The sequence below is a fragment of the Pseudomonas sp. Pdm06 genome, from assembly GCF_014851795.1.
Lineage (GTDB): Bacteria > Pseudomonadota > Gammaproteobacteria > Pseudomonadales > Pseudomonadaceae > Aquipseudomonas > Aquipseudomonas fluorescens_AA.
Genome location: NZ_JACVAH010000015.1, coordinates 137,339 through 160,386, shown reverse-complemented (window position 1 = coordinate 160,386; position 23,048 = coordinate 137,339). Strand labels below are relative to the sequence as shown.

Sequence of the window (23,048 nt, the reverse complement as noted above, 5' to 3'; positions counted from 1 at the left end):
CAGGACGAGCGGCTAGGATAGGCAACATGAACACTCAAGCCTTGTTGACTCATCTGCAAAACCAACTCCCTGGTCTGCTGGCGGTTTACCTCTTTGGTAGCCATGCACAGGGCACCGCCGGGCCTGACAGTGATGTCGATTTGGCTGTGCTCTTGTCCGGCGAGGTTGACCCTGTGTCGTTATGGCAGCTTTCAGGGGATTTGGCGGATATCGCTGGCAGTCCGGTGGATCTGATTGACCTACGTGCGGCAACCACCGTCATGCAATATCAGATCGTGACCCGAGGCCAGAGACTCTGGGCCAGAGACGTACAGGCCGGGTTGTTCGAGTGTTTTATTCTCAGCGAAAAGACCGCTCTCGACGAGGCTAGGGCAAGCTTGCTCGAAGATATTTACAAGGAAGGCGTCGTGTATGACCGATGACGTACTGATCAACAAAGCAGCGAGTATCGAGCGTTGCGTCGCCAGGGTGCGGGAGGATACGAGAAGGATCCCGCTACCTTCGCGACTGATTTCACTCGCCAGGATTCGGCCATCCTGATAACGACTCCTGACTCAAAAACGTAAAGCCCCGCCCGGCGTGATGCCGGGCGGGGCTTTTTTTCGTCAGGTGAGCGCGTTGCTTACAGCAGCGGGATCGAGTAGCTGACGATCAGGCGGTTTTCATCCTGGTCGCGCTGACCTGGGATGTCGTTGCGCCAGGTAGCGTTTTTCCACATCACGCCAACGTTCTTCAGCGCACCTTCCGGTACGACGTAGCCAACAGTGATGTCACGTTCCCACTCGGTCTTGTCACCGGTGGCGTGGTCGATGTTGTCGCCGCGCAGGTAGATGACGCCAGCGGTCAAGCCAGGAACGCCGAGCTTGGCGAAGTCGTACGAGTAGCGACCCTGCCAGGTACGTTCACCGGCACGGGCGAACTTGGCGATTTGCATGTCGGTGGTCAGGTAAGCCGACGAACCGTCGCCCTGGTTCAGCCAAGGGAAATCGCTGTCGCCGTTGCTCGCCTGGTAACCACCACCAAAGGTGTGACCGGCAACGGTGTACAGGAACAGGCCGCTGTACAGGTTGTTGTCGACCTTGCCCTTGGTGACGCTGCCGCCATAGTAGCCAGTGGTGTAGTAGGTGGAGTCATGACCATTGGCGCCGTCGCTGCGGCTGTTGAAATAACGCAGGTCGGACTTCAGTACACCCGGGCCGATGGCCCAGTTGTGGATCAGGCCCAGGAAGTGTTGCTTGTAGAAGTCTTCCAGGTTGCCGTAGTAGTACTGGGCAGTCAGGTCCTTGGTGATTTTGTAGTCACCGCCACCGTAGATGAACTTGTTGCTGTCGCGACCGCTGGCGGTACGACCGTTCGCACCGGCAATGGACAACTCCTCGTTGTTGCTGGAGTTACGACCCTTGGCGTGCTCGATCTGGCCGCCGACGAGCGTCAGGTCCTTGATCTCGTTCGAGGTGATCTGGCCACCCTGGAAGGTTTGCGGCAGCAGACGACCATCGTTGGTCACGATGACCGGCAGTTTTGGCTGCAGGGTGCCCAGCTTCAGCTCGGTCTGGGAGATCTTCGCCTTGGCGGTCAGGCCCAGGCTGGAGAAGTTATCCACCGCTTCGCCGTTGGACTTGCTCGGGAAGACCGTGCCGCCGTAGCTGTTATTGGAGGCACCGTTGGTACCGCCGCCCGAATCCAGCCTGATACCCAGCAGGCCGATGGCATCGATACCGAAGCCGACGGTGCCTTGGGTGTAGCCGGAAGTGAAGCGCAGGTCGAAACCTTGGCCCCATTCTTCAGACTTGTTCGTTGTAGCAGCCGAATCACGGTTATCCGTGTTGATGTAGAAGTTACGCAGACCCAAGGTAGCCTTGCTGTCTTCGATAAAACCGGCGGCGCCTGCCTGCTGCGCCAAAACCCCAACGGCCACAGCCAGGGCCAAGGTGGACTTGTTCATGCTTCGCTCCTCTCGTTTTCTAATTCTTGTGTGTCTTTGGTTCCGGATCGAACGCCCGGAATCCGCGGATGCGCGATTAGCGCCAGACCGTGACTAACAAGTCAATCGTAACCATTTGTGACTACGACCATGGTCTAACCCTGCGACACCGGCCCGCAGGATAATGGATTCTCTATAAATCCAAAAAGAATTGTTTCGTTAGTTTTCAGCTCGTTTCGACATATGGTTGCCATCGAAGTGTCATCAAGCCGTGACAAGGCTTATCGGCGACGTTGAGGATTACTGAATGGTGTTTTATCGGGCTTTTGCGAGGGCCGCTCATCCTGCGGCGAAATAGGCTCCGGCGCTTCCCATGGCTTCGATCATGATCACGACGGCTCGCGCACGGTGCGATCTTGAGCGTTCCAGACTAGCCGCTCATTGTCTGAAATCAAGATCGCGGTCGCGCAAGGATTCAGGACGGCTCTACAGGGCTTTTTCGAATATCTTCGAATTACGCTGATAGTTGTAGAGTGACGCCCGCGCTGCCGGCAGACGGTCGACGCTGCTGGGCTCGAAACCACGTTCGCGGAACCAGTGGGCGGTCCGGGTCGTCAGTACGAACAGCGTCTTGAGCCCTTGGGCGCGGGCCCGGGTTTCGATTCGTTCCAGCAGTTCATCGCCCCGGCCACCGTGGCGGTATTCCGGGTTCACCGCCAGGCAGGCCAGTTCCCCGGCATCCGAGTCGGCGATCTGGTACAGCGCCGCGCAGGCGATGATCATGCCTTCGCGCTCGACCACGCTGAACTGTTCGATCTCGCGTTCCAGCACTTCGCGGGAGCGACGCACCAGAATCCCCTGCTCTTCCAGTGGGCTGATCAGGTCCAGCAGGCCGCCAACATCTTCGATGGCCGCTTCGCGCACCACCTCGAATTGCTCCTGGGCCACCAGCGTACCGCTGCCATCGCGGGTGAACAGTTCAGCCAGCAGCGCGCCATCCTCGGCATAGCTGACGATATGGCTGCGCGCGACGCCGCCACGACAGGCCTGGGCCGCCGCATCCAGCAGTTCGGCCTGATAGTCGCTGCCCAGGCGTTGCATGTGGCCCGGGACCTGTTGCGGGCGCAATTCCCGAACCAGCCGTCCATCCTCGCCGATAAGCCCTTGCTCGGCGCCGAACAGCAACAGCTTGTCGGCCGCCAGGTCGATGGCCGCCCGGGTGGCGACGTCTTCACAGGCCAGGTTGAAGATCTCCCCAGTGGGCGAATAACCCAACGGCGACAGCAACACGATGGAGCGCTCGTCCAGCAGGCGATTGATGCCCTTGCGATCGACCCGGCGCACTTCACCGGTGTGGTGATAATCCACGCCTTCGAGCACGCCGATGGGACGCGCGGTGACCAGGTTGCCGCTGGCGACCCGCAGCCGCGAGCCCTGCATGGGCGAGGAGGCCATGTCCATGGACAGGCGTGCCTCGATGGCGATGCGCAACTGGCCGACCGCGTCGATCACGCACTCCAGGGTCGCCGCATCGGTGATGCGCATGCCGTGGTGGTAATGGGGCGTCAGGCCCCGTGCCGCGAGGCGGGTCTCGATCTGCGGGCGCGAACCATGGACCAGCACCAGGCGCACGCCGAGGCTGTGCAGCAGCACCAGGTCATGGACGATGTTGCCGAAATTAGGGTGTTCCACCCCGTCGCCGGGCAGCATGACGATGAAGGTGCAATCGCGGTGGGCGTTGATGTAGGGCGAAGCGTGACGAAGCCAATTGACGTATTCGGGCATGAACCTGGACCTGTAATAAATAACAGCCAAAAAAAGACGAAACAGAACGCACAACGGGCTGGTGGTTATCGTCGGAACAGGCTTGGCGACACGCGCGCTCTCCTCATGTGATGAATACGGGCCCGCAAGGGCGCAATTTAACCGGCCGTGGCCGGCGTCAGGCAGTAATGGCCGATCAACTGCCGCAACAGCTGTACGGTAGGTTGCAAACGTGACATTTCAAGGTACTCGCCCGGTTGGTGGGCACAGGCGATATCGCCAGGACCGAGCACCAGGGTTTCGCAGCCAAGGCGCTGAAGATAAGGCGCTTCGGTGCCGAACGCCACTGCTTCGGCGCGATGGCCGGTCAGTCGTTCGGCCACGCGGACCAACTCGGCGTCCTCGGCCTGCTCGAACGGCGGCACTTCGGGGAACAGCGGCGCATAGTCGATCTTGACCTGGTGTCGCTCGGCAATCGGCTGGAGCTTCTGCCGGATCGCCGCCCGCAGCACTTGCGGGTCCATGCCCGGTAACGGGCGCAGGTCGAATTCCATGGAGCATTGGCCGCAGATCCGGTTGGGATTGTCGCCACCGTGGATGCAACCGAAGTTCAGGGTCGGTTGTGGCACGCTGAACTGCGGATTACGGAATTCACGCTGCCATTGCAGGCGCAGGCCACGCAATTCGCCCATGGCATCGTGCATGGCTTCCAGGGCGCTGCGGCCCAGGCTTGGGTCGGAGGAGTGGCCGCTGCGCCCGAGAATATCGATGCGTTCCATCATCACGCCTTTGTGCAGGCGAATCGGTCGCAGGCCGGTCGGCTCGCCGATCACCGCCGCGCGCCCCAACGGTCGGCCGGCATCGGCCAGGGCCCGGGCGCCGGCCATGGAGCTTTCTTCGTCACAGGTCGCGAGGATCAGCAGCGGTTGCTTGAACGGTTGGTCCAGCAGCGGCTTGACCGCTTCGATGGCCAAGGCGAAAAAACCCTTCATGTCGCAACTGCCCAGGCCCACCCAACGACCATCGACCTCGGTGAGTTTCAATGGATCGGTCTGCCATAACGCACCGTCGAACGGCACCGTGTCGCTGTGGCCAGCCAACACCAGGCCGCCGGGGCCACTGCCGAAACTGGCCAGCAAATTGAATTTGCCGGGGCTGACCTGCTGGACATCGCAGGAGAACCCCAGCTCGGTGAGCCAGCCTGCCAGCAGCTCGATCACGGCACTGTTGGACTGGTCGAGCCCAGGTTGGGTACAGCTGACCGAAGGCGTGGCGATCAGGGCAGCGAATTGATCTTTCATGGACGGCAAAGGCATCGCTGACTCCAGGCTTACAGATTGACGTCCATCATAGAACCATCCGGCGCAAGGAATAAACCGTCGCGGCGCGTAGGATGAGCGAGTCCTGTACACTGCACGGCCTTGGCAGCCACACCTTCCCCCGGCTGCGCACCCGATCCCTGGATTTTCCGGCCATGCAGAAAGAAACCGAAATCAAACTCCGCGTCAGCCGCGAGACCCTGGCAGCCTTGCGCGAGCATCCGCTGCTGAAAAAACGCAACAAGAGTGGCTGGGAACGCCACGAATTGATGAACCAGTATTTCGACACGCCAGAGCGCGACCTGGCCCGGGCCAAGGTCGCCCTGCGCCTGCGGCGCGACGGTGAAGAGGTGATCCAGACCCTCAAGACCCGTGGCCAGAGCGTCGCCGGCCTGTCCGAACGCAATGAGTACGACTGGCACCTGCCCAAGGCCAAGCTCGACCTGAAGAAGCTCGACGGCGAGTGCTGGCCCGAGGCCCTGGCCGAACTGGACAAAAAAACCCTCAAGGCCATCTTCACCACCGATTTCGTCCGCGAGCGTGCTGAAATCGCCTGGGGCCGTGGCAAAAGCAAGGTGGTCATCGAAGCCGCCCTGGACCTGGGCCACGTCGTGGTGGGCAAGCAGAAGGAAGAAATCTGCGAACTGGAGCTGGAATTGCGCGAAGGCGAGCCCGCCGCCCTGCTGGAACTGGCCGCCGAGCTGGCCGCGACCCTGCCCTTGATGCCCTGCGACATCAGCAAGGCCGAGCGTGGCTATCGCCTGCATGACGCGGGCAGCTATGCCTTGAGCCTGCCGGCCCCGCAGTTGACCGCCGAAACGCCGCTGGATGACGCCTTCGCCGCGCTGAGCTGGCATTTGCTCGGCAGCAGCCAGCGCCTGGCCGAACAATACCGTTTCAACGGCCACTGGCGCCTGCTGCAGGACTGGGTGGAAAACCTCGCCGAACTGCGTGCCCTGCTCAGCAGCCTCGGCCAGGCCGCGCCACGCCAATCGACCCACGACCTGCGCCTGGCCCTGGACGCGTTGCTGGAAGACTGGCGTCCGCTGGTCCAGGCTGGCCTGGACGACGAAGACGTGCGCAAGGCCGCGCCGGAACAGTTCCTTGAAGAGCTGCAAGACCCGCGCTGGGGCCTGTTCTCCCTCAACACTTCACGCTGGCTGCTGGCCCGCAGCTGGACCGCCGAGCGCAACACCCGTGGCAATCGCCAGGGCGCGGCGCAACTGGGCAGCTGGCTGCCGCGTCTGCTGGGGGAAGAATCCTCGTCCCTGCAATTGCAACGCTATCAGCAACAGCCGGAAGACCTCGCCGAGCAACTGCCGCGTATCGAACGCATCCAGGCCTGGCTGCACCACGCCCGTCATGTGCTGGAGATCCCGGAAATGGATCGCCTTTATGGCGAGCTGAACAAGCTGGCGCAACTGGCCAACCAACCCATCACCGACGAAACGCTGGATGCGCGCAAGCAGCAGGCGATTGCGGTGTACCAGAATCGGGCTTGGAAGACTTTGCTGCGCCTGTGATGCCGCCATCGCGAGCAAGCTCGCTCCCACAGGGGTTCAGCGTTGTAACCACATCTAGTGGCCGCTGAAGATCAACTGTGGGAGCGAGCTTGCTCGCGATGAGGCCAGCACAAACACCCTGGAAACAAGCTTCAGCGCACCACCGGCAAACTCGTCGTCGACTTGATCTCCGACAGCGCCACGATCGAATTCACTTCCTGGATCCCCGGCACCATCGACAGCTTTTCAAAAAAGAATCGCTCATACGCCTCGATGTCCGCCGTGACGATGCGCAGCAGAAAATCCACCGCCCCCATCAACACATAACACTCCAGCACTTCGGGAAAGCCGCGAATCGCCTCGGTGAACTCGGTGAAGTTCGAACGGCCATGGGCGTTGAGTTTCACTTCGGCGAAGATCTGCGTGTTGAGGCCGATTTTCTTGCGATCCAGCAACGTCACCTGAGCACGGATGATGCCCTCCTCCTTCATCCGCTGGATCCGCCGCCAGCACGGCGATTGAGACAAGCCGACCTGCTCGGCGATTTGCGCACTGGACAGCGAGGCATCCTCTTGCAGCAGCGCCAGTATCCGGCGGTCGTAGCCATCCAGCTCGCTTTGCATAAACAAACCCATAAATAATGATTTGGAGAATCAAGCGATTCGAAAAATCGCCAGAACCACTCATCTTAGATAAGAAATACCCCGCGACACATGTAAATATTTCTCCCGCATCCCAGGAGACCACCCATGCCCCCACTCGAAGCCGTTGCCACAACCACGACCCGCGCCGACGTCTGGCACGCCGCCAATGCCCATTGCCGAGTGCAGTACCAGATGCTGGCCGAGGCCGAGCCGGATCTGCTGTGCCGGGCGTTGAACCTGTTTGCCTTGCAGGGCCTGACGCCACGGCACGTGCGCGTCGAGCGCCTCGACGATCTGCTGTCGCTGGACATCGGCCTGGATGGGCTGAGTTGGCACCGAGCCCAGGTGATCGCTGAAAAACTACGTAACCTGATCGGCATGTGCTCGGTGGACCTGCAAAGCGCTGAATTTACGAGGGTTGAGCCGACCCAGGCGGCCGGCTGAGCGCCCCACGGGCAAGACCTGGTAACGCATTGGTCGGGTAGTGGCCCAACGGACCACAGGGTCGGGACTATTCTTTTGCAGACCGAGCGAGGACGCCGAAGCGTCTGTATCGCGGCTTTGCTGCAATTGTCCAATAGGAACCCGCATGTCCACCAAACACGCCACTCAGGACCGCTGGCTGGACCTCAATGATCTGCTGCGCCAACTGGTCACCCAGGGCTTCATCAGCCAGGATTCAGCCGAAACCGCGCTCAACGCCCGCCGACGCCACAGCGCCAATAGCCAGCTGCATCCGCTGGAGTTCATTGCCAACCAACACCTGGACGACCTCAGTCGACCCGGCAAGCGCCTGGACCTGGAGAACCTGACCCTGTGGTTGTCCCAGCAGGCCGGCCAACCCTACATGCGCATCGACCCGCTGAAAATCAACGTAGCGGCCGTGACGCCCTTGATGTCCTATGCCTTTGCCCAGCGCCACAAGATCCTTGCGGTAGCGGTCGATCGTGACGCCGTCACCGTTGCCAGCGCACAACCCTACGTCAGCAGTTGGGAAGCCGACCTGACCCACGTGCTCAAGCTGCCGATCAAGCGGGTGGTCGCCAACCCGGTGGATATCCAGCGCTTGAGCGTGGAGTTCTATCGCCTGGCCAAATCGGTCAGCGGCGCCACCACGACCGACCAGCAACCGAGCAACCTGAGCAATTTCGAACAGTTGCTCAACCTGGGGGCCAGTGACCAGGAACCGGACGCCAACGACGCTCACATCGTCAATATCGTCGACTGGTTGTTCCAATACGCCTTCCAACAGCGGGCCAGCGATATCCACATCGAACCGCGCCGCGAGCAGGGCACCGTAAGGTTTCGCATCGACGGGGTGCTGCACACCGTCTATCAATTCCCGCCGCAGGTCACGATGGCGATCGTCAGCCGCCTCAAGAGCCTGGGGCGGATGAACGTCGCGGAAAAACGCAAACCCCAGGACGGCCGGGTCAAGACCAAGACCCCGGACGGCGGCGAAGTGGAATTGCGCCTGTCGACCTTACCCACGGCGTTCGGCGAAAAAATGGTCATGCGGATCTTCGACCCGGAAGTGCTGCTCAAGGATTTCGACCAGCTCGGTTTCTCCGCCGATGACCTGCGCCGCTGGCAGGACATGACCCGCCAGCCCAATGGCATCATCCTGGTGACCGGACCTACCGGTTCCGGCAAGACCACCACCCTCTACACCACGCTCAAGAAACTGGCGACGCCGGAAGTGAACCTCTGCACCATCGAGGACCCGATTGAAATGGTCGAGGCGTCCTTCAACCAGATGCAGGTCCAGCACAACATCGACCTGACCTTCGCCGCCGGGGTACGGGCACTGATGCGGCAAGACCCGGACATCATCATGATCGGTGAGATCCGTGACCTGGAAACCGCTGAAATGGCGATCCAGGCGGCGCTGACCGGGCACCTGGTGCTGTCGACGCTGCACACCAACGACGCGCCGAGCGCCATCAGCCGCCTGCTGGAGCTGGGTGTGCCCCATTACCTGATCAAGGCCACCGTGCTCGGGGTCATGGCCCAACGGCTGGTGCGCACCCTGTGCCCGCAATGCAAGGCCCCGCTGGCCCTGGACGAAGACGACTGGCAGACCCTGACGCGGCCCTGGCAGGCACCGTTGCCGAGCAATGCCCAACAAGCCGTCGGCTGCCTGGAGTGCCGCGACACCGGTTACCGCGGCCGCGCCGGTGTCTACGAAATCATGCAACTGACCGACAGCATCAAGGCCTTGATCCACCCCGACACCGACCTGCTGGCGGTACGCCGCCAGGCCTTCAAGGAAGGGATGCGCAGCTTGAGGCTGTCGGGAGCGCAAAAGGTGGCGGCGGGCTTGACCACCGTTGAGGAAGTCCTGCGCGTGACACCGCAGAGCGAACAGAAGTAGCTGTGACGAGAGGCTGTGGGAGCAAGGCTTGCCCGCGATGAAAATGAGGCGGTCTCCCGGGGAAGCAAGGCGCCTGCATCGCGAGCAAGCTTTGCTTCCACAGAGTGATGATAATGACCGCTTGCCCTACACTCAGGGCTCGCAGGTCCATCTCAACTCGCACAGGGAACCGTCATGCAGATCGGTAGCGTACTTTTACTTTTCATCGGCCTAGTGGTCGCCATTCTCTTCATGGGCTTCAAGGTCGTGCCCCAAGGCTACCAATGGACAGTCGAGCGGTTCGGCCGCTACACCAACACCCTCAAGCCGGGCCTGAACATCATCATCCCGGTGATGGATCGCATCGGGCGCAAGATAAATGTCATGGAAAGCGTGCTGGACATCCCGCCCCAGGAAGTCATCACCGCCGACAACGCCACGGTACAGATCGACGCCGTGTGCTTCTTCCAGGTAGTCAATACGGCCCAGGCGGCCTACGAAGTCAACAACCTCGAACACGCCATCCGCAACCTGCTGCAAACCAATATCCGCACCGTGCTGGGGTCCATGGAGCTGGACGCGATGCTGAGCCAGCGCGACGGCATCAACGAAAAATTGCTGCGCACCGTCGATGAAGCCACGGCACCGTGGGGCATCAAGATCACCCGGATCGAGATCAAGGACATCAGCCCCCCGGCGGACCTGATGGCCGCCATGTCCGGGCAAATGAAAGCCGAACGTATCAAGCGTGCCCAGATCCTCGAAGCCGAGGGCCTGCGCGCATCGGCGATTCTCACCGCCGAAGGCAAGAAGCAGGCGCAGATCCTCGAGGCCGAGGGCAGCCGCCAGGCGGCGTTCCTGGAATCCGAGGCCCGCGAGCGCCAGGCGCAAGCCGAAGCGTTGGCCACACAGGTGGTGTCCCAGGCCATTGCCGACGGTAACGTCCAGGCCGTGAACTACTTCGTCGCGCAGAAATACATCGATGCACTGGGCAAACTGGCGTCGGCCAACAACAGCAAGGTGATCCTGATGCCGCTGGAAGCCAGCCAGGTCATCGGTGCGGTCGGTGGCATCGGCGAGATCGTCAGGGCCACCTTCGACAGCAAGAAAGCCTGAGGCGCGCGTATGTGGGGGTTCCTGCAACACATGTCGTACTGGGACTGGCTGGCGCTGGGCGTCATCCTGCTGATCCTTGAAGTGTTCGGCGCCGGTGGTTACCTGCTGTGGATCGGCATGGCCGCCGCGGCAGTCGGCGTGCTCACGTTCTTCCTGCCGCAGATGCCGTGGGAGCTGCAGTTCCTGTTGTTCGGCCTGTTCGCCATCGCCACGGCACTGTACTGGTGGCGACGCCAGCGCAGCGCCGTGCGCCAAAGCGATCAGCCGCACCTGAACCTGCGCGGGCAGGAACTGATCGGTAAGGTCTTCCTGGTGCATGAAGCGATTGTCGATGGCCGTGGCAAGATCAAGGTGGCCGACAGTGTCTGGCTGGCCAAGGGGCCCGAGTCGTCCGTTGGCACGCGGGTCAGGGTGGTGGCGCAGGAGGGCGCGGTGCTGCAGGTGGAACGGGTTGACTGACAAGTCATGGAACTGAATCGAGACGCAGGTAATCCAACGTCATAGTTAACCCAGTGGAGTCACCTATCATGCGTCTCAAACTTGCTGTCGCTACCCTAGCCTTGCTGTCTCTTCCTGTTGGCTCGGCAATGGCCGACACGTTTTGGCGTAACGTCATCTCGTCCGGTGCGACCACCGGTTCCACCTACCTGACCTTCAAGGATCACAAACTGATCGTCGCCGCCCAGGACGATGCTGGTAGCTTCGTCGCCAGCGATGGCGGCATCCGTGGCCCTTATCTGGAAGCGGCGATGCAGAAAGTGCGTGCCGACAACCCAGGCCTGCAAGCCACCGACATGGAACTGGCCAACGCGATCCTGGCGAAAAACGCCGTCGCCCAGGACTGATGCCCGGCCAATAAAAAATGCCGCTCGATGAGCGGCATTTTTTTGCCCGGTGAAAATCCCCCCTGTGGGAGCGAGCTTGCTCGCGATAGCGGAGTGTCAGCCCACATCAATGCCGCTGATCCACCGCTATCGCGAGCAAGCTCGCTCCCACAGGTGCAGTCGTCCTTATTCGCCGATGGCAGCCTTGTAACCCGCCGCGTCCAGCAACTTGTCCAGCTCAGCCGTGTTGCTTGGCTTGAGCTTGAAGATCCAGGCGCCGTACGGATCGGAGTTCAGCAGCTCAGGCGAACCGCCCAACTCCTCATTGACCGCGATCACTTCACCTGCGATCGGGGAATAGATATCGGAAGCGGCCTTGACCGACTCCACCACGCCGGCCTGGGCGCCCGCTTCAAAGACTGTGCCGACCTCGGTCAGTTCGACAAACACCACATCGCCCAAGGCTTCCTGCGCGTGGTCGCTGATACCCACGGTAACGGAGCCGTCGGCCTCCAGACGCGCCCACTCATGGCTTTCGGCAAAACGCAGTTCGGCAGGGATATCGCTCATATTCTGTGTCCTCAATAGAAAGTGTCAGCGGCCAGCGGCCCGCCGCAAAAGGTTAGATCAGGGTTTTGCCATGGCGGACGAAGGTCGGTTTGACCACCCGTACCGGGTACCACTTGCCGCGAATTTCCACCTCGGCACGGTCGGCGGTTGCCATCGGAACACGTGCCAGGGCGATCGACTTGCTAAGCGTAGGAGAAAAACTACCACTGGTGATCTCCCCTTCGCCAACATTGGCGATGCGAACCACCTGATGGGCGCGCAAAACACCCCGCTCCTCCAGCACCAGCCCGACCAGTTTGTGCTGCACACCGCTGGCCAGCTCGGCCTCCAGCGCACTGCGCCCGATGAACTGACGGCTCGCCGGTTCCCAGGCGATACTCCAGGCCATGTTCGAGGCCAGCGGTGAAACATCCTGGTGGATATCCTGGCCGTAGAGGTTCATGCCGGCCTCCAGGCGCAAGGTGTCGCGGGCGCCGAGGCCGATGGGCGAAATGCCAGCGCCGACCAGGTCGTTGAAGAAACTCGGGGCCTCCTGGGCGGGCAGGACGATTTCCAGGCCATCTTCGCCGGTGTAGCCGGTCCGGGCGATGAACCATTCGCCGTCGGCGCGCCCTTCGAAAGGCTTGAGTTGCTGGATGATTTGCCCACGGGATTGCGTGACCAGCTCGGCAATCTTCTGCCGGGCGTGGGGGCCCTGGATCGCCAGCATCGCCAGCTCGGGGCGCTCATGCAGTTGCGCGTCGTAGTCACCGAGTTGTGCCTGCATCCAGGCCAGGTCCTGATCGCGGGTCGAGGCGTTGAAGACCAGGCGATAACCGTCTTCGACACGGTAGATGATCATGTCGTCGACGATGCCGCCGCGCTCATTGAGCATCGCGCTGTACAAGGCACTGCCTGTGTCTTGCAAGCGGTCGACGTCATTGGCCAGCAAGCGCTGCAGCCAGACCTTGGCCTGGTGGCCGGCGACGTCGATCACGGTCATGTGGGATACATCGAACACACCGCAGTCGCGACGCACCTGATGGTGTTCTTCGACCTGCGAGCCGTAATGCAAAGGCATATCCCAACCGCCAAAATCGACCATCTTCGCGCCAAGGGCGAGATGAAGGTCATACAGAGGCGTACGCTGTCCCATGGGTTTCTCCTTCCGGGCTTGGCGAAGGTGCGGACGGACACTGCGTAGCGCGAACGTCTGAAAAAAGGAGTTTTCTGACGCTCTCAGTTGCCCGGTCCGACAGACGGACCGCACCGAATGCCGCGCATTGTAGCCGCATGAGGTAGGACTGGCACCTAGCTGTTTCGATGGGCCGAACGTCGTATCAATCCGATGACCGGCAACAGCCCCACCAATACCAACGTCAGCGCCGGTAACGCGGCCCGGGCCCACTCCCCTTCGCTGGTCATCTCGAAGATCCGCACCGCCAGCGTGTCCCAGCCGAACGGGCGCATCAGCAACGTCGCGGGCATTTCCTTGAGTACATCGACGAACACCAGCAACGCCGCGCTCAAGGTGCCGGGCAACAGCAACGGCAGATACACTTTGAAAAACAGTCGTGGGCCACTGACCCCAAGGCTGCGTGCCGCTTCGGGCAAGGACGGACGAATGCGCGCCAGGCTGCTCTCCAACGGCCCGTAGGCCACGGCCAGGAAACGCACCAGATACGCCAGCAACAGCGCCGACAGGCTGCCCAGCAACAATGGCTTGCCTGCACCGCCGAGCCAGGTCGACAGCGGGATGACCAGCTCACGGTCCAGGTAGCTGAACGCAAGCATGATCGACACCGCCAGCACCGAACCGGGCAAGGCATACCCCAGGTTTGCCAGGCCGACACCGGCACGAATCGGACGGGTCGGCGCCAGCCGCCGGGCGAACGCCAGCAGCAAGGCCACACAGACGGTGACCAGCGCCGCCAGGCCGCCCAGATAGAGGGTGTGGACGATCAGCCCGGCATAACGCTCATCCAGGTCGAAACGACCGCGTTGCCAGAACCACACCACCAACTGCAGCACCGGGATGACAAACGCGCAGGCAAATACCAGGAAGCACCAGCCACTGGCCGCCACGGCCTTGAGGCCGCGCAACGTGTACAGCGCCTTGACCCGGGGCCGCTCGTTACTGGCCCGGTGAGCGCCGCGGGCCCGGCGTTCGCCGTAGAGCACCAACATCACCGCCAGCAACAGCAGGCTGGCCAGTTGGGCAGCGCTGGAAAGGCTGAAGAAGCCGTACCAGGTCTTGTAGATGGCGGTGGTGAAAGTGTCGAAGTTGAACACCGACACCGCACCGAAATCCGCCAGGGTTTCCATCAGCGCCAGCGCCACGCCCGCACCGATGGCTGGCCGGGCCATTGGCAGCGCCACGCGCCAGAACGCCTGCCATGGCGACTGCCCCAGCACCCGGGCAGCTTCCATCAAGCCCTTGCCCTGGGCCAGGAAGGCACTGCGCGCCAACAAATAGACATAAGGGTAAAAGACCAGCACCAGCACCAGGATCACCCCGCCGGTGGAACGAACCCGGGGCAGGCGCAGGCCGCTGCCGAACCATTCACGCATCAGCGTCTGCACGGGACCGGCGAAATCCAGCAGGCCAACGAAAACGAACGCCAACACATAGGCCGGAATCGCGAACGGCAGCATCAACGCCCAATCGAGCCAGCGACGTCCCGGAAACTCACACAGGCTGGTGAGCCAGGCGAGGCTGACACCCAGCAAGGTCACTCCGACACCCACGCCAATGATCAAGGTGAGGGTGTTGCCCAACAAGCGCGGCATCTGCGTATCCCACAAGTGGGACCAGATTTGCTGGTCGATGCTCTGCCAGGACAGCAGCAAGACACTCAAGGGCAACAGGACCAGCGCAGCGACGGCGAAGACCAGGGGGTACCAGCGGCGTTGGGCGGGGTGGGCCAAGGGGAGCTCTCGTTCAAATGATGATGCCCGCGCATTGGCGCGGGCATCTATTTTATAACCACCACAGGGAATCGTGTCTGGCTTGGGGTTAATTCCAGCCAGCGCGATCCATCATGCGAATGGCTTCGGCCTGGCGTTTACCCGCGACTTCCACCGGCAAGGTGTCGGCCTTGAACGAGCCCCAGGCCGCCACTTCCTTGGACGGCTCGACCTTCGGGTTGGCCGGGAATTCCTGGTTCACGTCGGCGAAGATGCTTTGCGCTTCTGGCGTGGTCATCCACTCCACCAGTTTCTTGGCGGCGTCCGGATGCGGTGCATGCTTGGTCAAGCCAATGCCCGAGAGGTTGATGTGCACGCCGCGATCAGCCTGGTTCGGCCAGAACAGCTTCACCTTCAGGTCCGGCTTCTGCTGGTGCAGGCGGCCGTAGTAGTAGGTGTTGACGATACCGACATCGCACTGGCCAGCATTGATCGCTTCAAGCAATGCGGTGTCATCGGAGAACACGTCGGTGGACAGGTTCCTGACCCAGCCCTTGAGGATTTCCTCGGTTTTTTCCGCACCGTGGGTTTCGATCAGCGTGGCGGTCAGGGACTGGTTATAGACCTTTTTCGAGGTCCTCAGGCACAGACGGCCTTCCCACTCTTTGCCGGCCAGCGCTTCATAGGTGGTCAATTCGCCCGGTTTAACCCGGTCGGTGGAATAGACAATGGTCCGCGCCCGCAAGCTCAAGCCGGTCCAGGCGTGGGACGAGGCGCGGTATTGGGACGGGATGTTGGCGTCGATCACCGGGGAGGTGAACGGCTGGAGAATGCCCATCTGCTCGGCCTGCCAGAGGTTGCCGGCATCGACGGTGAGCAGCAGGTCGGCGGTGGCGTTCTCGCCTTCGGCCTTGATCCGCTGCATCAACGGCGCTTCCTTGTCGGTGATGAACTTTACCGAGACGCCGGTTTTCTTGGTGTAGGCATCGAAGACCGGCTTGATCAGTTCATCGATACGCGAGGAGTAGACCACCACCTCATCGGCGGCCTGGGCGGCAGTGGTGCCGATCAGGGTCAAGGCGAGGACGGACAGCAGGCGCTTGGTTGCCAACATGATAGCGGTCTCTGAATGGCGAAAGAGGCGCAAATGATAAGGACTCACATTTGGCTTCTCAATCGAACAGTGGGCGGACACATTTCCAAATGTTGCAACTTTGAGATGCGCGGTGTTTTTGCGTCCGCCATCGCGGGCAAGCCTTGCTCCCACAAAAGCTCGTCCCAAATTGCACACCTGTGGGAGCAAGGCTTGCCCGCGATGAGGCCATAAGCCCCAACCCACATCTCAGGCCTTGGCCAAATCCGGCAAATCCCCACTCAACCCCAGCGCCTCGCGCACGAACAAGGCCTTGGCCTCAGGCAGGCGGTCCACCAGCTTCAGCCCGGTGTTGCGCAACCAGCGCACCGGCAGCGGATCGGCCTGGAACAACCGCTCGAAGCCCTCCATCGCCGCCATCAGCGCCAGATTGTGGGGCATGCGTCGGCGCTCGTAGCGGCTCAACACCTTCACGTCCGCCAACCGCTCGCCACGGCCGGCCGCGTGCAACAGCACTTCGGCCAGCACGGCGGCGTCGAGGAAGCCCAGGTTCACCCCCTGCCCGGCCAATGGATGGATGGTATGGGCCGCGTCGCCGATCAACGCCAGCCCTTCGGCCACATAGCGCTTGGCATGTCGCTGGCGCAGCGGCACGCACAGGCGCGGGTCGGCGCTCAATACCGGGCCAAGCTGGCCTTCGAAGGCGCGTTCCAATTCGTTGCAAAATTCGCTGTCATCGAGCGCCATCAAGCGCTGCGCTTCTTCGGGGGTGGTGGACCAGACAATCGAGCACCAGTCGTGCTGGCCGTCACGCTCAAGGGGCAGGAACGCCAGTGGGCCGTTGTCGGTGAAGCGCTGCCATGCCGTCATCCGATGCGGCCGGGTGCTGCGCACGCTGGTGACGATGGCGTGGTGCAGGTAATCCCATTCGCGCGTCGCCACGCCGGTGAGGCGGCGCACAGCGGAATTCGCGCCATCAGCGGCAATGACCAGGGGCGCCCGCAACGTGCGGCCATCGGCCAGGGTCAGCAGCCAGTCGTCACCGGAACGACGCATCTGCTCCAGCCGGGCGTTGGCCAACAAGCCCAGGTCGCAGTCATGCAGGCGGTCCAGCAGGGCATCCTGCACCACGCGATTTTCAACGATGTGCCCAAGCGTCTCGGCATGCAGGCTGGCCGCGGAAAAATGGATCTGCCCGGTGCCACTGCCGTCCCAGACGTGCATGTCGGTGTAAGGGCTGGCACGCCGGGTGGTGATGCCCTCCCAGACGCCCAGGCGATCGAGGATCCGCTGGCTGGCCGTCGACAAGGCACTGACCCGGGGCTCGAACGCGGCCTGGGGATCGAAGGGCTTGACGCTCATCGGGCTGCCGTCGAGCAACAACACTTGCAGGCCACTGCCCTGCAACGCCAGCGCCAGGGCGCTGCCGACCATACCGGCGCCGACAATCAGCAGATCTGCACGCAATTCCATGCTCTAAGCCTGTTTTGCTGGCGACATGAGTCGCCCATGAAAAGAAATGACCACCCCAGCCTCAAGCATCGGGACGCGTCCCCAGCCCCATGGCCTGGCGGGCGAACCAGCGCTTGGCCGGCGGCAGCAGGTCGAGGCCCAGCAAGCCGAGGTTGCGGCCCAGGGACACCAACGGCAGGGTGCTGCCGAACAGCCGCGTGACCTGGTCGGAGAAGCCCACGGTCAGGGCCTGGTCCATGCGCTGGCTCTCGCGGTAGGCTTGCAACACGGCAAAATCCCCCGGCTCGCGATCGCTGTCGAGCAAGGCATCGGCCAGGGCCTGGGCATCGCGCAGGGACAGGTTGAACCCCTGCCCGGCAATCGGATGCAGGCTGTGGGCGGCATTGCCCAGGATCGCCAGGTGCGGACGGACCTGCTCTTCGGCCTCCACCAGCGCCAACGGGTACAGGTGCCGTACACCCACCTGCTTCAGCGTCCCCAGGCGATAACCGAACACACCCTGCAATTCGGCGAGGAAGCTGCGCTCGTCGAGGGCCGCCAGCCGTTGCGCGTCCATGCCCTGGCGGGTCCAGACCAGCGCGCAACGATTCTCCGGCAGCGGCAACAAGGCCATCGGGCCGTCATCGGTGAAGCGTTCGAAGGCCATGCCATTGTGGGCTTCGCTGGGGGTGATGTTGGCGATCAAGGCGCTCTGGTCATAGGGACGACTGCGTACGCCGACCCCCAACTGCTCGCGCAGGCTGGAGCGACCACCATCGGCCAGAACGGCAAGGTCGCACTCCAGGGTGGTTTCGTCGTCGAGGGCCAGGCGATAACCGCCGACCAGTGGCTCCATACGCGTAACCTGCGCCGGGCAGCGCCAACTGACCACCTCCGGGTCCAGGCCTTGCCACAGGCACTGGCCGAGCCAGGCGTTTTCCACCACGTAGCCCAGCGCCGGCACGCCCTCTTCCATGGCCGACAGCCGCGCCGTGGAAAACCGTCCGCGATCGGACACATGGATCTGCTTGATCGGTTCGGCACGACGGGAAATCTCCTGCCAGACACCCAAGCGTTGATAAATCTGCCGGGCACCGTAGGACAACGCCGAAGACCGGGCATCGTAGCTTGGCTGCCAGGCGTCGCCGGGGGCGAAGGGCTCGATCAGGATGATCCTCCAGCCCCGGGCCTTGGCACCGGCCTGCAGGGCCAGCGCCAGGCTCGCGCCGACCAGGCCACCACCAATGATCGCCAGATTGACCCGGCTCATGCCGCTTGCGTCCGGGCGGCGGCCATCAGGGCCTCGATGTCGGCGACCGTTTTCGGCACGCCTCGGCTCAGGATTTCACAACCGGTTTTGGTCACTACCACGTCATCCTCGATGCGCACGCCAATGCCGCGCCATTTTTTCGCGACGCTGCGGTTGTTCGGGCTGATATAGATGCCCGGCTCCACCGTCAGCGTCATGCCGATTTCCAGGACCCGCCACTCGCCGCCAACCCGGTATTCGCCCACATCATGCACGTCCATGCCCAGCCAATGGCCGGCGCGGTGCATGTAGAACGCCCGGTAGGCCTCGCTGGCAATCAACTCGTCCACCTCACCCTCCAGCAGCCCCAGGTGCACCAACCCTTCGGTTATGACCCGGACCGTCGCTTCGTGGGCCTGGTTCCAGTGCTTGTCCGGTGCGATCTGGGCAAACGCGGCTTCCTGGGCGGCCAGCACCACTTCGTAGATCGCCTTCTGCTCGGGCGAAAACTTGCCGCTGACCGGCCAGGTACGGGTGATATCGCTGGCGTAGCAGTCGATTTCACAGCCGGCATCGATCAACACCAGGTCGCCGTCCTTGAGCAGCGCATCGTTCTGCTGGTAGTGCAGGATGCAGCTGTTGCGCCCCGCCGCGACGATCGAGCCATAGGCCGGCATCTTCGCCCCGCCCTTGCGGAATTCATAATCGAGCTCGGCCTCCAGGCTGAACTCGTGCAACCCCGGGCGCGCCGCCTGCATCGCCCGGATGTGCGCCTGGGCGGAAATCCGCGCCGCTTCGCGCATGACCTTCAGTTCCGCCGCCGATTTATACAGGCGCATATCGTGCAGCAAGTGATCCAGGGCAACGAATTCGTTCGGCGGCTGGGCGCCGAGGTGGGCCTTGGAGCGAATCACGTTGATCCACTCCATCAGGTGCCGGTCGAATTCAGGGTTGCTGCCCATGGCCGAATACACCCGGTCGCGGCCTTCGATCAGGCCCGGCAGGATGTCGTCGATGTCGGTGATGGGAAACGCGTCGTCGGCGCCGAAGTCACGGATCGCCCCTTCCTGGCCGGCGCGCAGGCCGTCCCACAACTCACGTTCGGCGTTGCGCTCGCGGCAAAAGAGGATGTATTCGCCATGGGCGCGGCCGGGCATCAGCACCAGCACCGCTTGCGGCTCGGGGAAGCCGCTGAGGTACTGGAAGTCACTGTCCTGGCGGTAGACATGTTCGACGTCGCGGTTGCGGATCGCAACGGCGGCGGCGGGCAGGATTGCGATGCTGTTGGGTTCCATCTGCGCCATCAGGGCCTTGCGGCGACGGCTGTATTCCGATTTCGGGATATGAATCATGGGCAGACGGGGTTCCCTCTGAAATTCAATGCAAGGACGGCTTGGGGGCCGCTGCATCGGTTTTCTTGGTCTCTGTGAACAGTAGCAATGGTGCGACCCGCAGGTACTCCATCACTTCCATGTAGTCGCTTTCGCCGTCATCGGACTCTTCCAGGGCATCCTGGACCTGGGAGATCGCGGCCAAGTCCTGCAGCACTTCCTTGGCCTCTTCGCTCAGCGCGTATTCGCGGCGGGTCAGGCCGAAGCCGGCAAGGAAGCCCTGGCACCACTGGCCCAGCGCCGCGGCACGTTCGGCCAGGGGGGCGTCGTCGGTGGGCAGCAGCAGGACGACGGTCATGTCGTCGCTGGTCAACTCGCCCTTGACCATTTCCTGCAGGCCGATCAGCGCGTTACGGACGTTGTCCGCCGGCTCGCCTTCCAGCAGCTCGGCGGCGTCGGCCAACCAGCCGTCGGCATCGAAACCGGCGCCGGCGCAACTGCGGCCGAGCAACAGGCCATGCAGTTCGGCAGGCGATACAGGGTGACCGCTGGTGCTCAGCAGGGTGGCGAATGCTTGATACGGGGAATTCTGAATGGGCATGGGCAGCTAGGCGCCAGACGGCGCTATGTCTAGAATGGAGGCCTTGTATCCTACATCGACAGACTCGCCAAGACTATCAGAGGCTGTGCGACCCACATCCCCCCATCAGACACATTCTTCAGTGGACACAATGGAAGACACCGACCTGCAAGCGCTGATGGCCAGACTCGAACTGCTAATTGACCGGGTCGAGCAACTTAAGAGCCAAAACGGACTCCTATTAGCTCAGGAAAAGACCTGGCGCGAGGAACGCGCGCACCTCATTGAAAAAAACGAAATCGCCCGGCGTAAGGTCGAATCGATGATTTCGCGCCTCAAGGCCCTGGAGCAAGACTCATGAGTTCAAGCAATAGCGTTACCGTGCAGATCCTCGACAAAGAATATTCGATCATCTGCCCCCAGGAAGAGCGCAGCAACCTGGTGAGCGCCGCCCGTTACCTGGACGGCAAGATGCGCGAGATCCGCAGCAGTGGCAAAGTCATCGGCGCCGACCGCATCGCCGTGATGGCCGCCTTGAACATCACCCACGACCTGCTGCATCGCCAGGATACGCCGGACGTACAGGTCAGTGGCTCGACCCGTGAGCAGGTACGCGACCTGCTCGATCGGGTGGATCTGGTGCTCGCCACCGATCCAGACGTCAGCAAGGGCTGATTCGCGAGGCTGCCTGGGGTATACTCGCCTCACTCCCTGGGGTGCTTGCCAGTTGGTGATGTCCCTGAGCCGATACGCACAACCACGGGGGTTGCACGTTGGGGCCGGTGTGCATGTCCGCTTGACGGAAAGCCTTAACGCCTCCTGCAACTTCCACCTTGAACTTTCGGGTTCAAGGGCTAAGCCGACAGCGGTTCATCCGGGGAGCCTGACTCCAGACAATGCCAGTCCATGTGGACTGGCATTGTCGTTTCCGGGCGCAGGCATTTCTGAGCGTCCTGTTTTGCGGTTACGCTGTACGGCATCGCCACTGCGTGAAGCCTCGACATGACTGAACCCGCGCTGCTGCCCCGCCCGCAACTTCGCCGCCTGCTGCGCCAGGCCCGTCGCGCCCTGACGCCCGCCCAGCAACGGCAAGCCGCCCGCGGGCTGTACAAACAACTGGCCCAGCATCCGTTGTTCCGCCGTGCGAAGCACATCGCCCTGTACCTGCCCAACGATGGCGAGATCGACCCGCGCCTGCTGCTGCGCGCGGCCCAGCGCCGGGGCAAGGCCACCTATCTGCCGGTGCTCAGCCCGTGGCCGCAGACCAAGATGGTGTTCCAGCGCATCCACCCCGGCGAAAAAATGCAGCCCAACCGGTTTCGCATCCCCGAGCCACGCAAGAACATCGCCCGGCAACGCAAGGTCTGGACGTTGGACCTGGTGTTGTTGCCATTGGTGGGGTTTGACGATGCGGGAGGTCGACTGGGCATGGGCGGCGGCTTTTACGACCGCAGCCTGGCGTACCTGGCGCGACGCAAGCAGTGGCGCAAGCCAACGCTGCTGGGGCTGGCCCATGAATGCCAGAAGGTCGAACGATTGGCGCAGGCAAGCTGGGACGTGCCGCTACAGGGAACGGTCAGCGACAGGCAATGGTATATCGCGGGGTTGACGCCGCGGTAATCAGCGGCGCCTGGAAAGCAGGTTCAGCGTTTGAGCGATGGCGCGGGCTGGGTGATATCCACCGGCGCATCGGTCTTGTTGGCCCACAGGCTCTGGGCGTAACCCGTGGTCACGACACCCAGTCCGAACAGAATGACCAAGATCCACAACAAATCCGGTTTGCGTTTCATCGATTGCCCCCCTCAAGGCATATCACACACGATGACAGCAGCGGTTTTCTTATTGGCCGTGCAGCAGCGTCAAGCTTGGAAGGCCGGCATTTTGCGGCAACCGGCCCCGACACGCAAATGCTGGCGTCAACCGACCGTCGGTTTGTCATAAAATCGCTGAACTATTTTTTCAACACCGCCAAGGAGTAGCAATCATGGCCTATTGGCTGATGAAATCCGAGCCCGACGAACTGTCCATCCAGGGCCTGGAAAAGCTCGGCCAGGCCCGCTGGGACGGCGTTCGCAACTACCAGGCGCGCAATTTCCTGCGGGCCATGGCGGTGGGTGACACGTTCTTTTTCTACCACTCCAGTTGCCCCGAGCCAGGCATCGCCGGGATTGGCAAAATCATCCAGGCGGCCTATCCCGACCCAACGGCCCTGGACCCCGACAGCCCCTACTTCGACCCCAAGGCCGGCCCGGATAAAAACCCCTGGACCGCGATCGACGTGGCGCATGTCGAGACCTTCCCCCGTGTCCTCAAGCTCGACTACCTCAAGCAACAGACCGCCCTGGCGGAAATGCCGCTGGTGCAGAAAGGCTCGCGGCTTTCGGTGATGCCGGTGACCGCCGAGCAGTGGGCGGCAGTGATTGCCCTGCGCTGAACATCCA

At 62.3% G+C, this 23,048-nt stretch carries 24 protein-coding genes, 1 other RNA gene and 1 pseudogene; 13 read left to right on the top strand and 13 right to left on the bottom strand.

Annotated features, from left to right (window positions below; translation table 11 throughout):
• Positions 1 to 26 precede the first annotated feature (26 nt).
• Positions 27 to 422, top strand: coding sequence for a type VII toxin-antitoxin system MntA family adenylyltransferase antitoxin (gene mntA, locus IB266_RS23090; protein ID WP_192262610.1), 396 nt, complete (start codon positions 27 to 29; stop codon positions 420 to 422).
• Positions 412 to 539: pseudogene (locus IB266_RS30790) on the top strand (toxin-antitoxin antitoxin component); the annotation flags it as partial. The gene mntA and the pseudogene IB266_RS30790, both read left to right, overlap by 11 nt.
• 83 nt (positions 540 to 622) lie before the next feature.
• Here the strand turns inward: IB266_RS30790 and IB266_RS23085 are convergent.
• From IB266_RS23085 to argE, 3 genes are all read right to left on the bottom strand, one after another.
• Entirely contained in the window at positions 623 to 1,945 is a 1,323-nt protein-coding gene (locus IB266_RS23085) for an OprD family porin (RefSeq protein ID WP_063323888.1), read from the bottom strand.
• A 465-nt stretch (positions 1,946 to 2,410) separates the two neighbouring features.
• Positions 2,411 to 3,709, bottom strand: a complete 1,299-nt coding sequence (gene argA / locus IB266_RS23080; RefSeq protein ID WP_053126389.1) for an amino-acid N-acetyltransferase — start codon at positions 3,707 to 3,709, stop codon at positions 2,411 to 2,413.
• A gap of 137 nt (positions 3,710 to 3,846) precedes the next feature.
• Positions 3,847 to 5,004 carry an acetylornithine deacetylase gene (gene argE / locus IB266_RS23075; protein WP_192262608.1) on the bottom strand — a complete coding sequence of 386 codons (1,158 nt, stop codon included), beginning with the start codon at positions 5,002 to 5,004 and terminating at the stop codon, positions 3,847 to 3,849.
• A gap of 158 nt (positions 5,005 to 5,162) precedes the next feature.
• On the opposite strand from argE, the gene IB266_RS23070 reads away from it, so the two are divergent.
• A complete protein-coding gene (locus IB266_RS23070; protein ID WP_192262652.1) occupies positions 5,163 to 6,530 on the top strand; it encodes an inorganic triphosphatase in 1,368 nt (455 codons plus the stop codon).
• A gap of 131 nt (positions 6,531 to 6,661) precedes the next feature.
• On the opposite strand, the gene IB266_RS23065 is transcribed toward IB266_RS23070, so the two are convergent.
• Positions 6,662 to 7,132 (bottom strand): Lrp/AsnC family transcriptional regulator, encoded by a 471-nt coding sequence (locus IB266_RS23065; RefSeq protein WP_060743113.1) that lies wholly within the window; start codon positions 7,130 to 7,132, stop codon positions 6,662 to 6,664.
• Between the two features lie 126 nt (positions 7,133 to 7,258).
• Between IB266_RS23065 and IB266_RS23060 the strand changes: the two genes are divergently transcribed.
• From IB266_RS23060 to IB266_RS23040, 5 genes are all read left to right on the top strand, one after another.
• Complete coding sequence (locus IB266_RS23060) at positions 7,259 to 7,597, top strand: hypothetical protein (RefSeq protein ID WP_060740145.1); 339 nt, start codon at positions 7,259 to 7,261, stop codon at positions 7,595 to 7,597.
• Between the two features lie 145 nt (positions 7,598 to 7,742).
• Positions 7,743 to 9,527 (top strand): GspE/PulE family protein, encoded by a 1,785-nt coding sequence (locus tag IB266_RS23055; protein WP_060740144.1) that lies wholly within the window; start codon positions 7,743 to 7,745, stop codon positions 9,525 to 9,527.
• A gap of 174 nt (positions 9,528 to 9,701) precedes the next feature.
• Positions 9,702 to 10,622: an SPFH domain-containing protein gene (locus IB266_RS23050; RefSeq protein ID WP_014340768.1), complete on the top strand. Its 921-nt coding sequence runs from the start codon at positions 9,702 to 9,704 to the stop codon at positions 10,620 to 10,622.
• 9 nt (positions 10,623 to 10,631) lie between these two features.
• Entirely contained in the window at positions 10,632 to 11,081 is a 450-nt protein-coding gene (locus tag IB266_RS23045; protein ID WP_192262606.1) for an NfeD family protein, read from the top strand.
• A gap of 65 nt (positions 11,082 to 11,146) precedes the next feature.
• On the top strand, positions 11,147 to 11,467 hold the full coding sequence (locus tag IB266_RS23040) for a DUF2388 domain-containing protein (protein WP_170846005.1): 321 nt from the start codon (positions 11,147 to 11,149) through the stop codon (positions 11,465 to 11,467).
• Between the two features lie 165 nt (positions 11,468 to 11,632).
• On the opposite strand, the gene gcvH is transcribed toward IB266_RS23040, so the two are convergent.
• From gcvH to IB266_RS23000, 8 genes are all read right to left on the bottom strand, one after another.
• Positions 11,633 to 12,016: a glycine cleavage system protein GcvH gene (gcvH, locus tag IB266_RS23035; RefSeq protein WP_103311393.1), complete on the bottom strand. Its 384-nt coding sequence runs from the start codon at positions 12,014 to 12,016 to the stop codon at positions 11,633 to 11,635.
• Positions 12,017 to 12,068: 52 nt separating this feature from the next.
• Positions 12,069 to 13,151 carry a glycine cleavage system aminomethyltransferase GcvT gene (gene gcvT / locus IB266_RS23030; RefSeq protein WP_192262604.1) on the bottom strand — a complete coding sequence of 361 codons (1,083 nt, stop codon included), beginning with the start codon at positions 13,149 to 13,151 and terminating at the stop codon, positions 12,069 to 12,071.
• Between the two features lie 155 nt (positions 13,152 to 13,306).
• Positions 13,307 to 14,923: an ABC transporter permease gene (locus IB266_RS23025; RefSeq protein WP_192262602.1), complete on the bottom strand. Its 1,617-nt coding sequence runs from the start codon at positions 14,921 to 14,923 to the stop codon at positions 13,307 to 13,309.
• A gap of 88 nt (positions 14,924 to 15,011) precedes the next feature.
• Positions 15,012 to 16,016: an extracellular solute-binding protein gene (locus IB266_RS23020; protein ID WP_192262600.1), complete on the bottom strand. Its 1,005-nt coding sequence runs from the start codon at positions 16,014 to 16,016 to the stop codon at positions 15,012 to 15,014.
• A gap of 228 nt (positions 16,017 to 16,244) precedes the next feature.
• Positions 16,245 to 17,462 carry a 2-octaprenyl-3-methyl-6-methoxy-1,4-benzoquinol hydroxylase gene (locus tag IB266_RS23015; protein ID WP_192262650.1) on the bottom strand — a complete coding sequence of 406 codons (1,218 nt, stop codon included), beginning with the start codon at positions 17,460 to 17,462 and terminating at the stop codon, positions 16,245 to 16,247.
• A 67-nt stretch (positions 17,463 to 17,529) separates the two neighbouring features.
• On the bottom strand, positions 17,530 to 18,717 hold the full coding sequence (gene ubiH, locus IB266_RS23010; RefSeq protein WP_192262598.1) for a 2-octaprenyl-6-methoxyphenyl hydroxylase: 1,188 nt from the start codon (positions 18,715 to 18,717) through the stop codon (positions 17,530 to 17,532).
• Entirely contained in the window at positions 18,714 to 20,048 is a 1,335-nt protein-coding gene (pepP, locus tag IB266_RS23005) for a Xaa-Pro aminopeptidase (protein WP_192262596.1), read from the bottom strand. The genes ubiH and pepP overlap by 4 nt, the downstream gene beginning before the upstream one ends.
• A 25-nt stretch (positions 20,049 to 20,073) precedes the next feature.
• Entirely contained in the window at positions 20,074 to 20,628 is a 555-nt protein-coding gene (locus tag IB266_RS23000; RefSeq protein WP_060740134.1) for a YecA family protein, read from the bottom strand.
• Positions 20,629 to 20,758: 130 nt separating this feature from the next.
• Here IB266_RS23000 and IB266_RS22995 point away from each other — a divergent pair, with 130 nt between their 5' ends.
• The 4 genes from IB266_RS22995 (at position 20,759) to IB266_RS22980 (ending at position 22,227) form a co-directional block, all read left to right on the top strand.
• Positions 20,759 to 20,968 (top strand): TIGR02449 family protein, encoded by a 210-nt coding sequence (locus IB266_RS22995; RefSeq protein ID WP_003177365.1) that lies wholly within the window; start codon positions 20,759 to 20,761, stop codon positions 20,966 to 20,968.
• Positions 20,965 to 21,282, top strand: coding sequence for a cell division protein ZapA (locus tag IB266_RS22990; RefSeq protein ID WP_039590276.1), 318 nt, complete (start codon positions 20,965 to 20,967; stop codon positions 21,280 to 21,282). The genes IB266_RS22995 and IB266_RS22990 overlap by 4 nt, the downstream gene beginning before the upstream one ends.
• A gap of 30 nt (positions 21,283 to 21,312) precedes the next feature.
• Positions 21,313 to 21,492: non-coding RNA, 6S RNA (gene ssrS, locus IB266_RS22985), on the top strand.
• A gap of 117 nt (positions 21,493 to 21,609) precedes the next feature.
• Positions 21,610 to 22,227 (top strand): 5-formyltetrahydrofolate cyclo-ligase, encoded by a 618-nt coding sequence (locus IB266_RS22980; protein ID WP_103309018.1) that lies wholly within the window; start codon positions 21,610 to 21,612, stop codon positions 22,225 to 22,227.
• Between the two features lie 23 nt (positions 22,228 to 22,250).
• Here IB266_RS22980 and IB266_RS22975 read toward each other — a convergent pair whose 3' ends face one another.
• A complete protein-coding gene (locus tag IB266_RS22975; RefSeq protein ID WP_192262594.1) occupies positions 22,251 to 22,397 on the bottom strand; it encodes a hypothetical protein in 147 nt (48 codons plus the stop codon).
• 194 nt (positions 22,398 to 22,591) lie between these two features.
• Here IB266_RS22975 and IB266_RS22970 point away from each other — a divergent pair, with 194 nt between their 5' ends.
• Entirely contained in the window at positions 22,592 to 23,041 is a 450-nt protein-coding gene (locus tag IB266_RS22970; protein ID WP_192262592.1) for an EVE domain-containing protein, read from the top strand.
• The last annotated feature ends 7 nt before the right edge of the window (positions 23,042 to 23,048 follow it).

Excerpts from the sequence above, each read along its gene's own strand:
- mntA (WP_192262610.1), top strand. The coding sequence starts at position 27 with ATGAACACTCAAGCCTTGTTGACTCATCTGCAAAACCAACTCCCTGGT.
- IB266_RS23085 (WP_063323888.1), bottom strand. The coding sequence starts at position 1,945 with ATGAACAAGTCCACCTTGGCCCTGGCTGTGGCCGTTGGGGTTTTGGCG.
- argA (WP_053126389.1), bottom strand. The coding sequence starts at position 3,709 with ATGCCCGAATACGTCAATTGGCTTCGTCACGCTTCGCCCTACATCAAC.
- argE (WP_192262608.1), bottom strand. The coding sequence starts at position 5,004 with ATGCCTTTGCCGTCCATGAAAGATCAATTCGCTGCCCTGATCGCCACG.
- IB266_RS23070 (WP_192262652.1), top strand. The coding sequence starts at position 5,163 with ATGCAGAAAGAAACCGAAATCAAACTCCGCGTCAGCCGCGAGACCCTG.
- IB266_RS23065 (WP_060743113.1), bottom strand. The coding sequence starts at position 7,132 with ATGCAAAGCGAGCTGGATGGCTACGACCGCCGGATACTGGCGCTGCTG.
- IB266_RS23060 (WP_060740145.1), top strand. The coding sequence starts at position 7,259 with ATGCCCCCACTCGAAGCCGTTGCCACAACCACGACCCGCGCCGACGTC.
- IB266_RS23055 (WP_060740144.1), top strand. The coding sequence starts at position 7,743 with ATGTCCACCAAACACGCCACTCAGGACCGCTGGCTGGACCTCAATGAT.
- IB266_RS23050 (WP_014340768.1), top strand. The coding sequence starts at position 9,702 with ATGCAGATCGGTAGCGTACTTTTACTTTTCATCGGCCTAGTGGTCGCC.
- IB266_RS23045 (WP_192262606.1), top strand. The coding sequence starts at position 10,632 with ATGTGGGGGTTCCTGCAACACATGTCGTACTGGGACTGGCTGGCGCTG.
- gcvH (WP_103311393.1), bottom strand. The coding sequence starts at position 12,016 with ATGAGCGATATCCCTGCCGAACTGCGTTTTGCCGAAAGCCATGAGTGG.
- gcvT (WP_192262604.1), bottom strand. The coding sequence starts at position 13,151 with ATGGGACAGCGTACGCCTCTGTATGACCTTCATCTCGCCCTTGGCGCG.
- IB266_RS23020 (WP_192262600.1), bottom strand. The coding sequence starts at position 16,016 with ATGTTGGCAACCAAGCGCCTGCTGTCCGTCCTCGCCTTGACCCTGATC.
- ubiH (WP_192262598.1), bottom strand. The coding sequence starts at position 18,717 with ATGAGCCGGGTCAATCTGGCGATCATTGGTGGTGGCCTGGTCGGCGCG.
- pepP (WP_192262596.1), bottom strand. The coding sequence starts at position 20,048 with ATGATTCATATCCCGAAATCGGAATACAGCCGTCGCCGCAAGGCCCTG.
- IB266_RS23000 (WP_060740134.1), bottom strand. The coding sequence starts at position 20,628 with ATGCCCATTCAGAATTCCCCGTATCAAGCATTCGCCACCCTGCTGAGC.
- IB266_RS22995 (WP_003177365.1), top strand. The coding sequence starts at position 20,759 with ATGGAAGACACCGACCTGCAAGCGCTGATGGCCAGACTCGAACTGCTA.
- IB266_RS22990 (WP_039590276.1), top strand. The coding sequence starts at position 20,965 with ATGAGTTCAAGCAATAGCGTTACCGTGCAGATCCTCGACAAAGAATAT.
- IB266_RS22980 (WP_103309018.1), top strand. The coding sequence starts at position 21,610 with ATGACTGAACCCGCGCTGCTGCCCCGCCCGCAACTTCGCCGCCTGCTG.
- IB266_RS22975 (WP_192262594.1), bottom strand. The coding sequence starts at position 22,397 with ATGAAACGCAAACCGGATTTGTTGTGGATCTTGGTCATTCTGTTCGGA.
- IB266_RS22970 (WP_192262592.1), top strand. The coding sequence starts at position 22,592 with ATGGCCTATTGGCTGATGAAATCCGAGCCCGACGAACTGTCCATCCAG.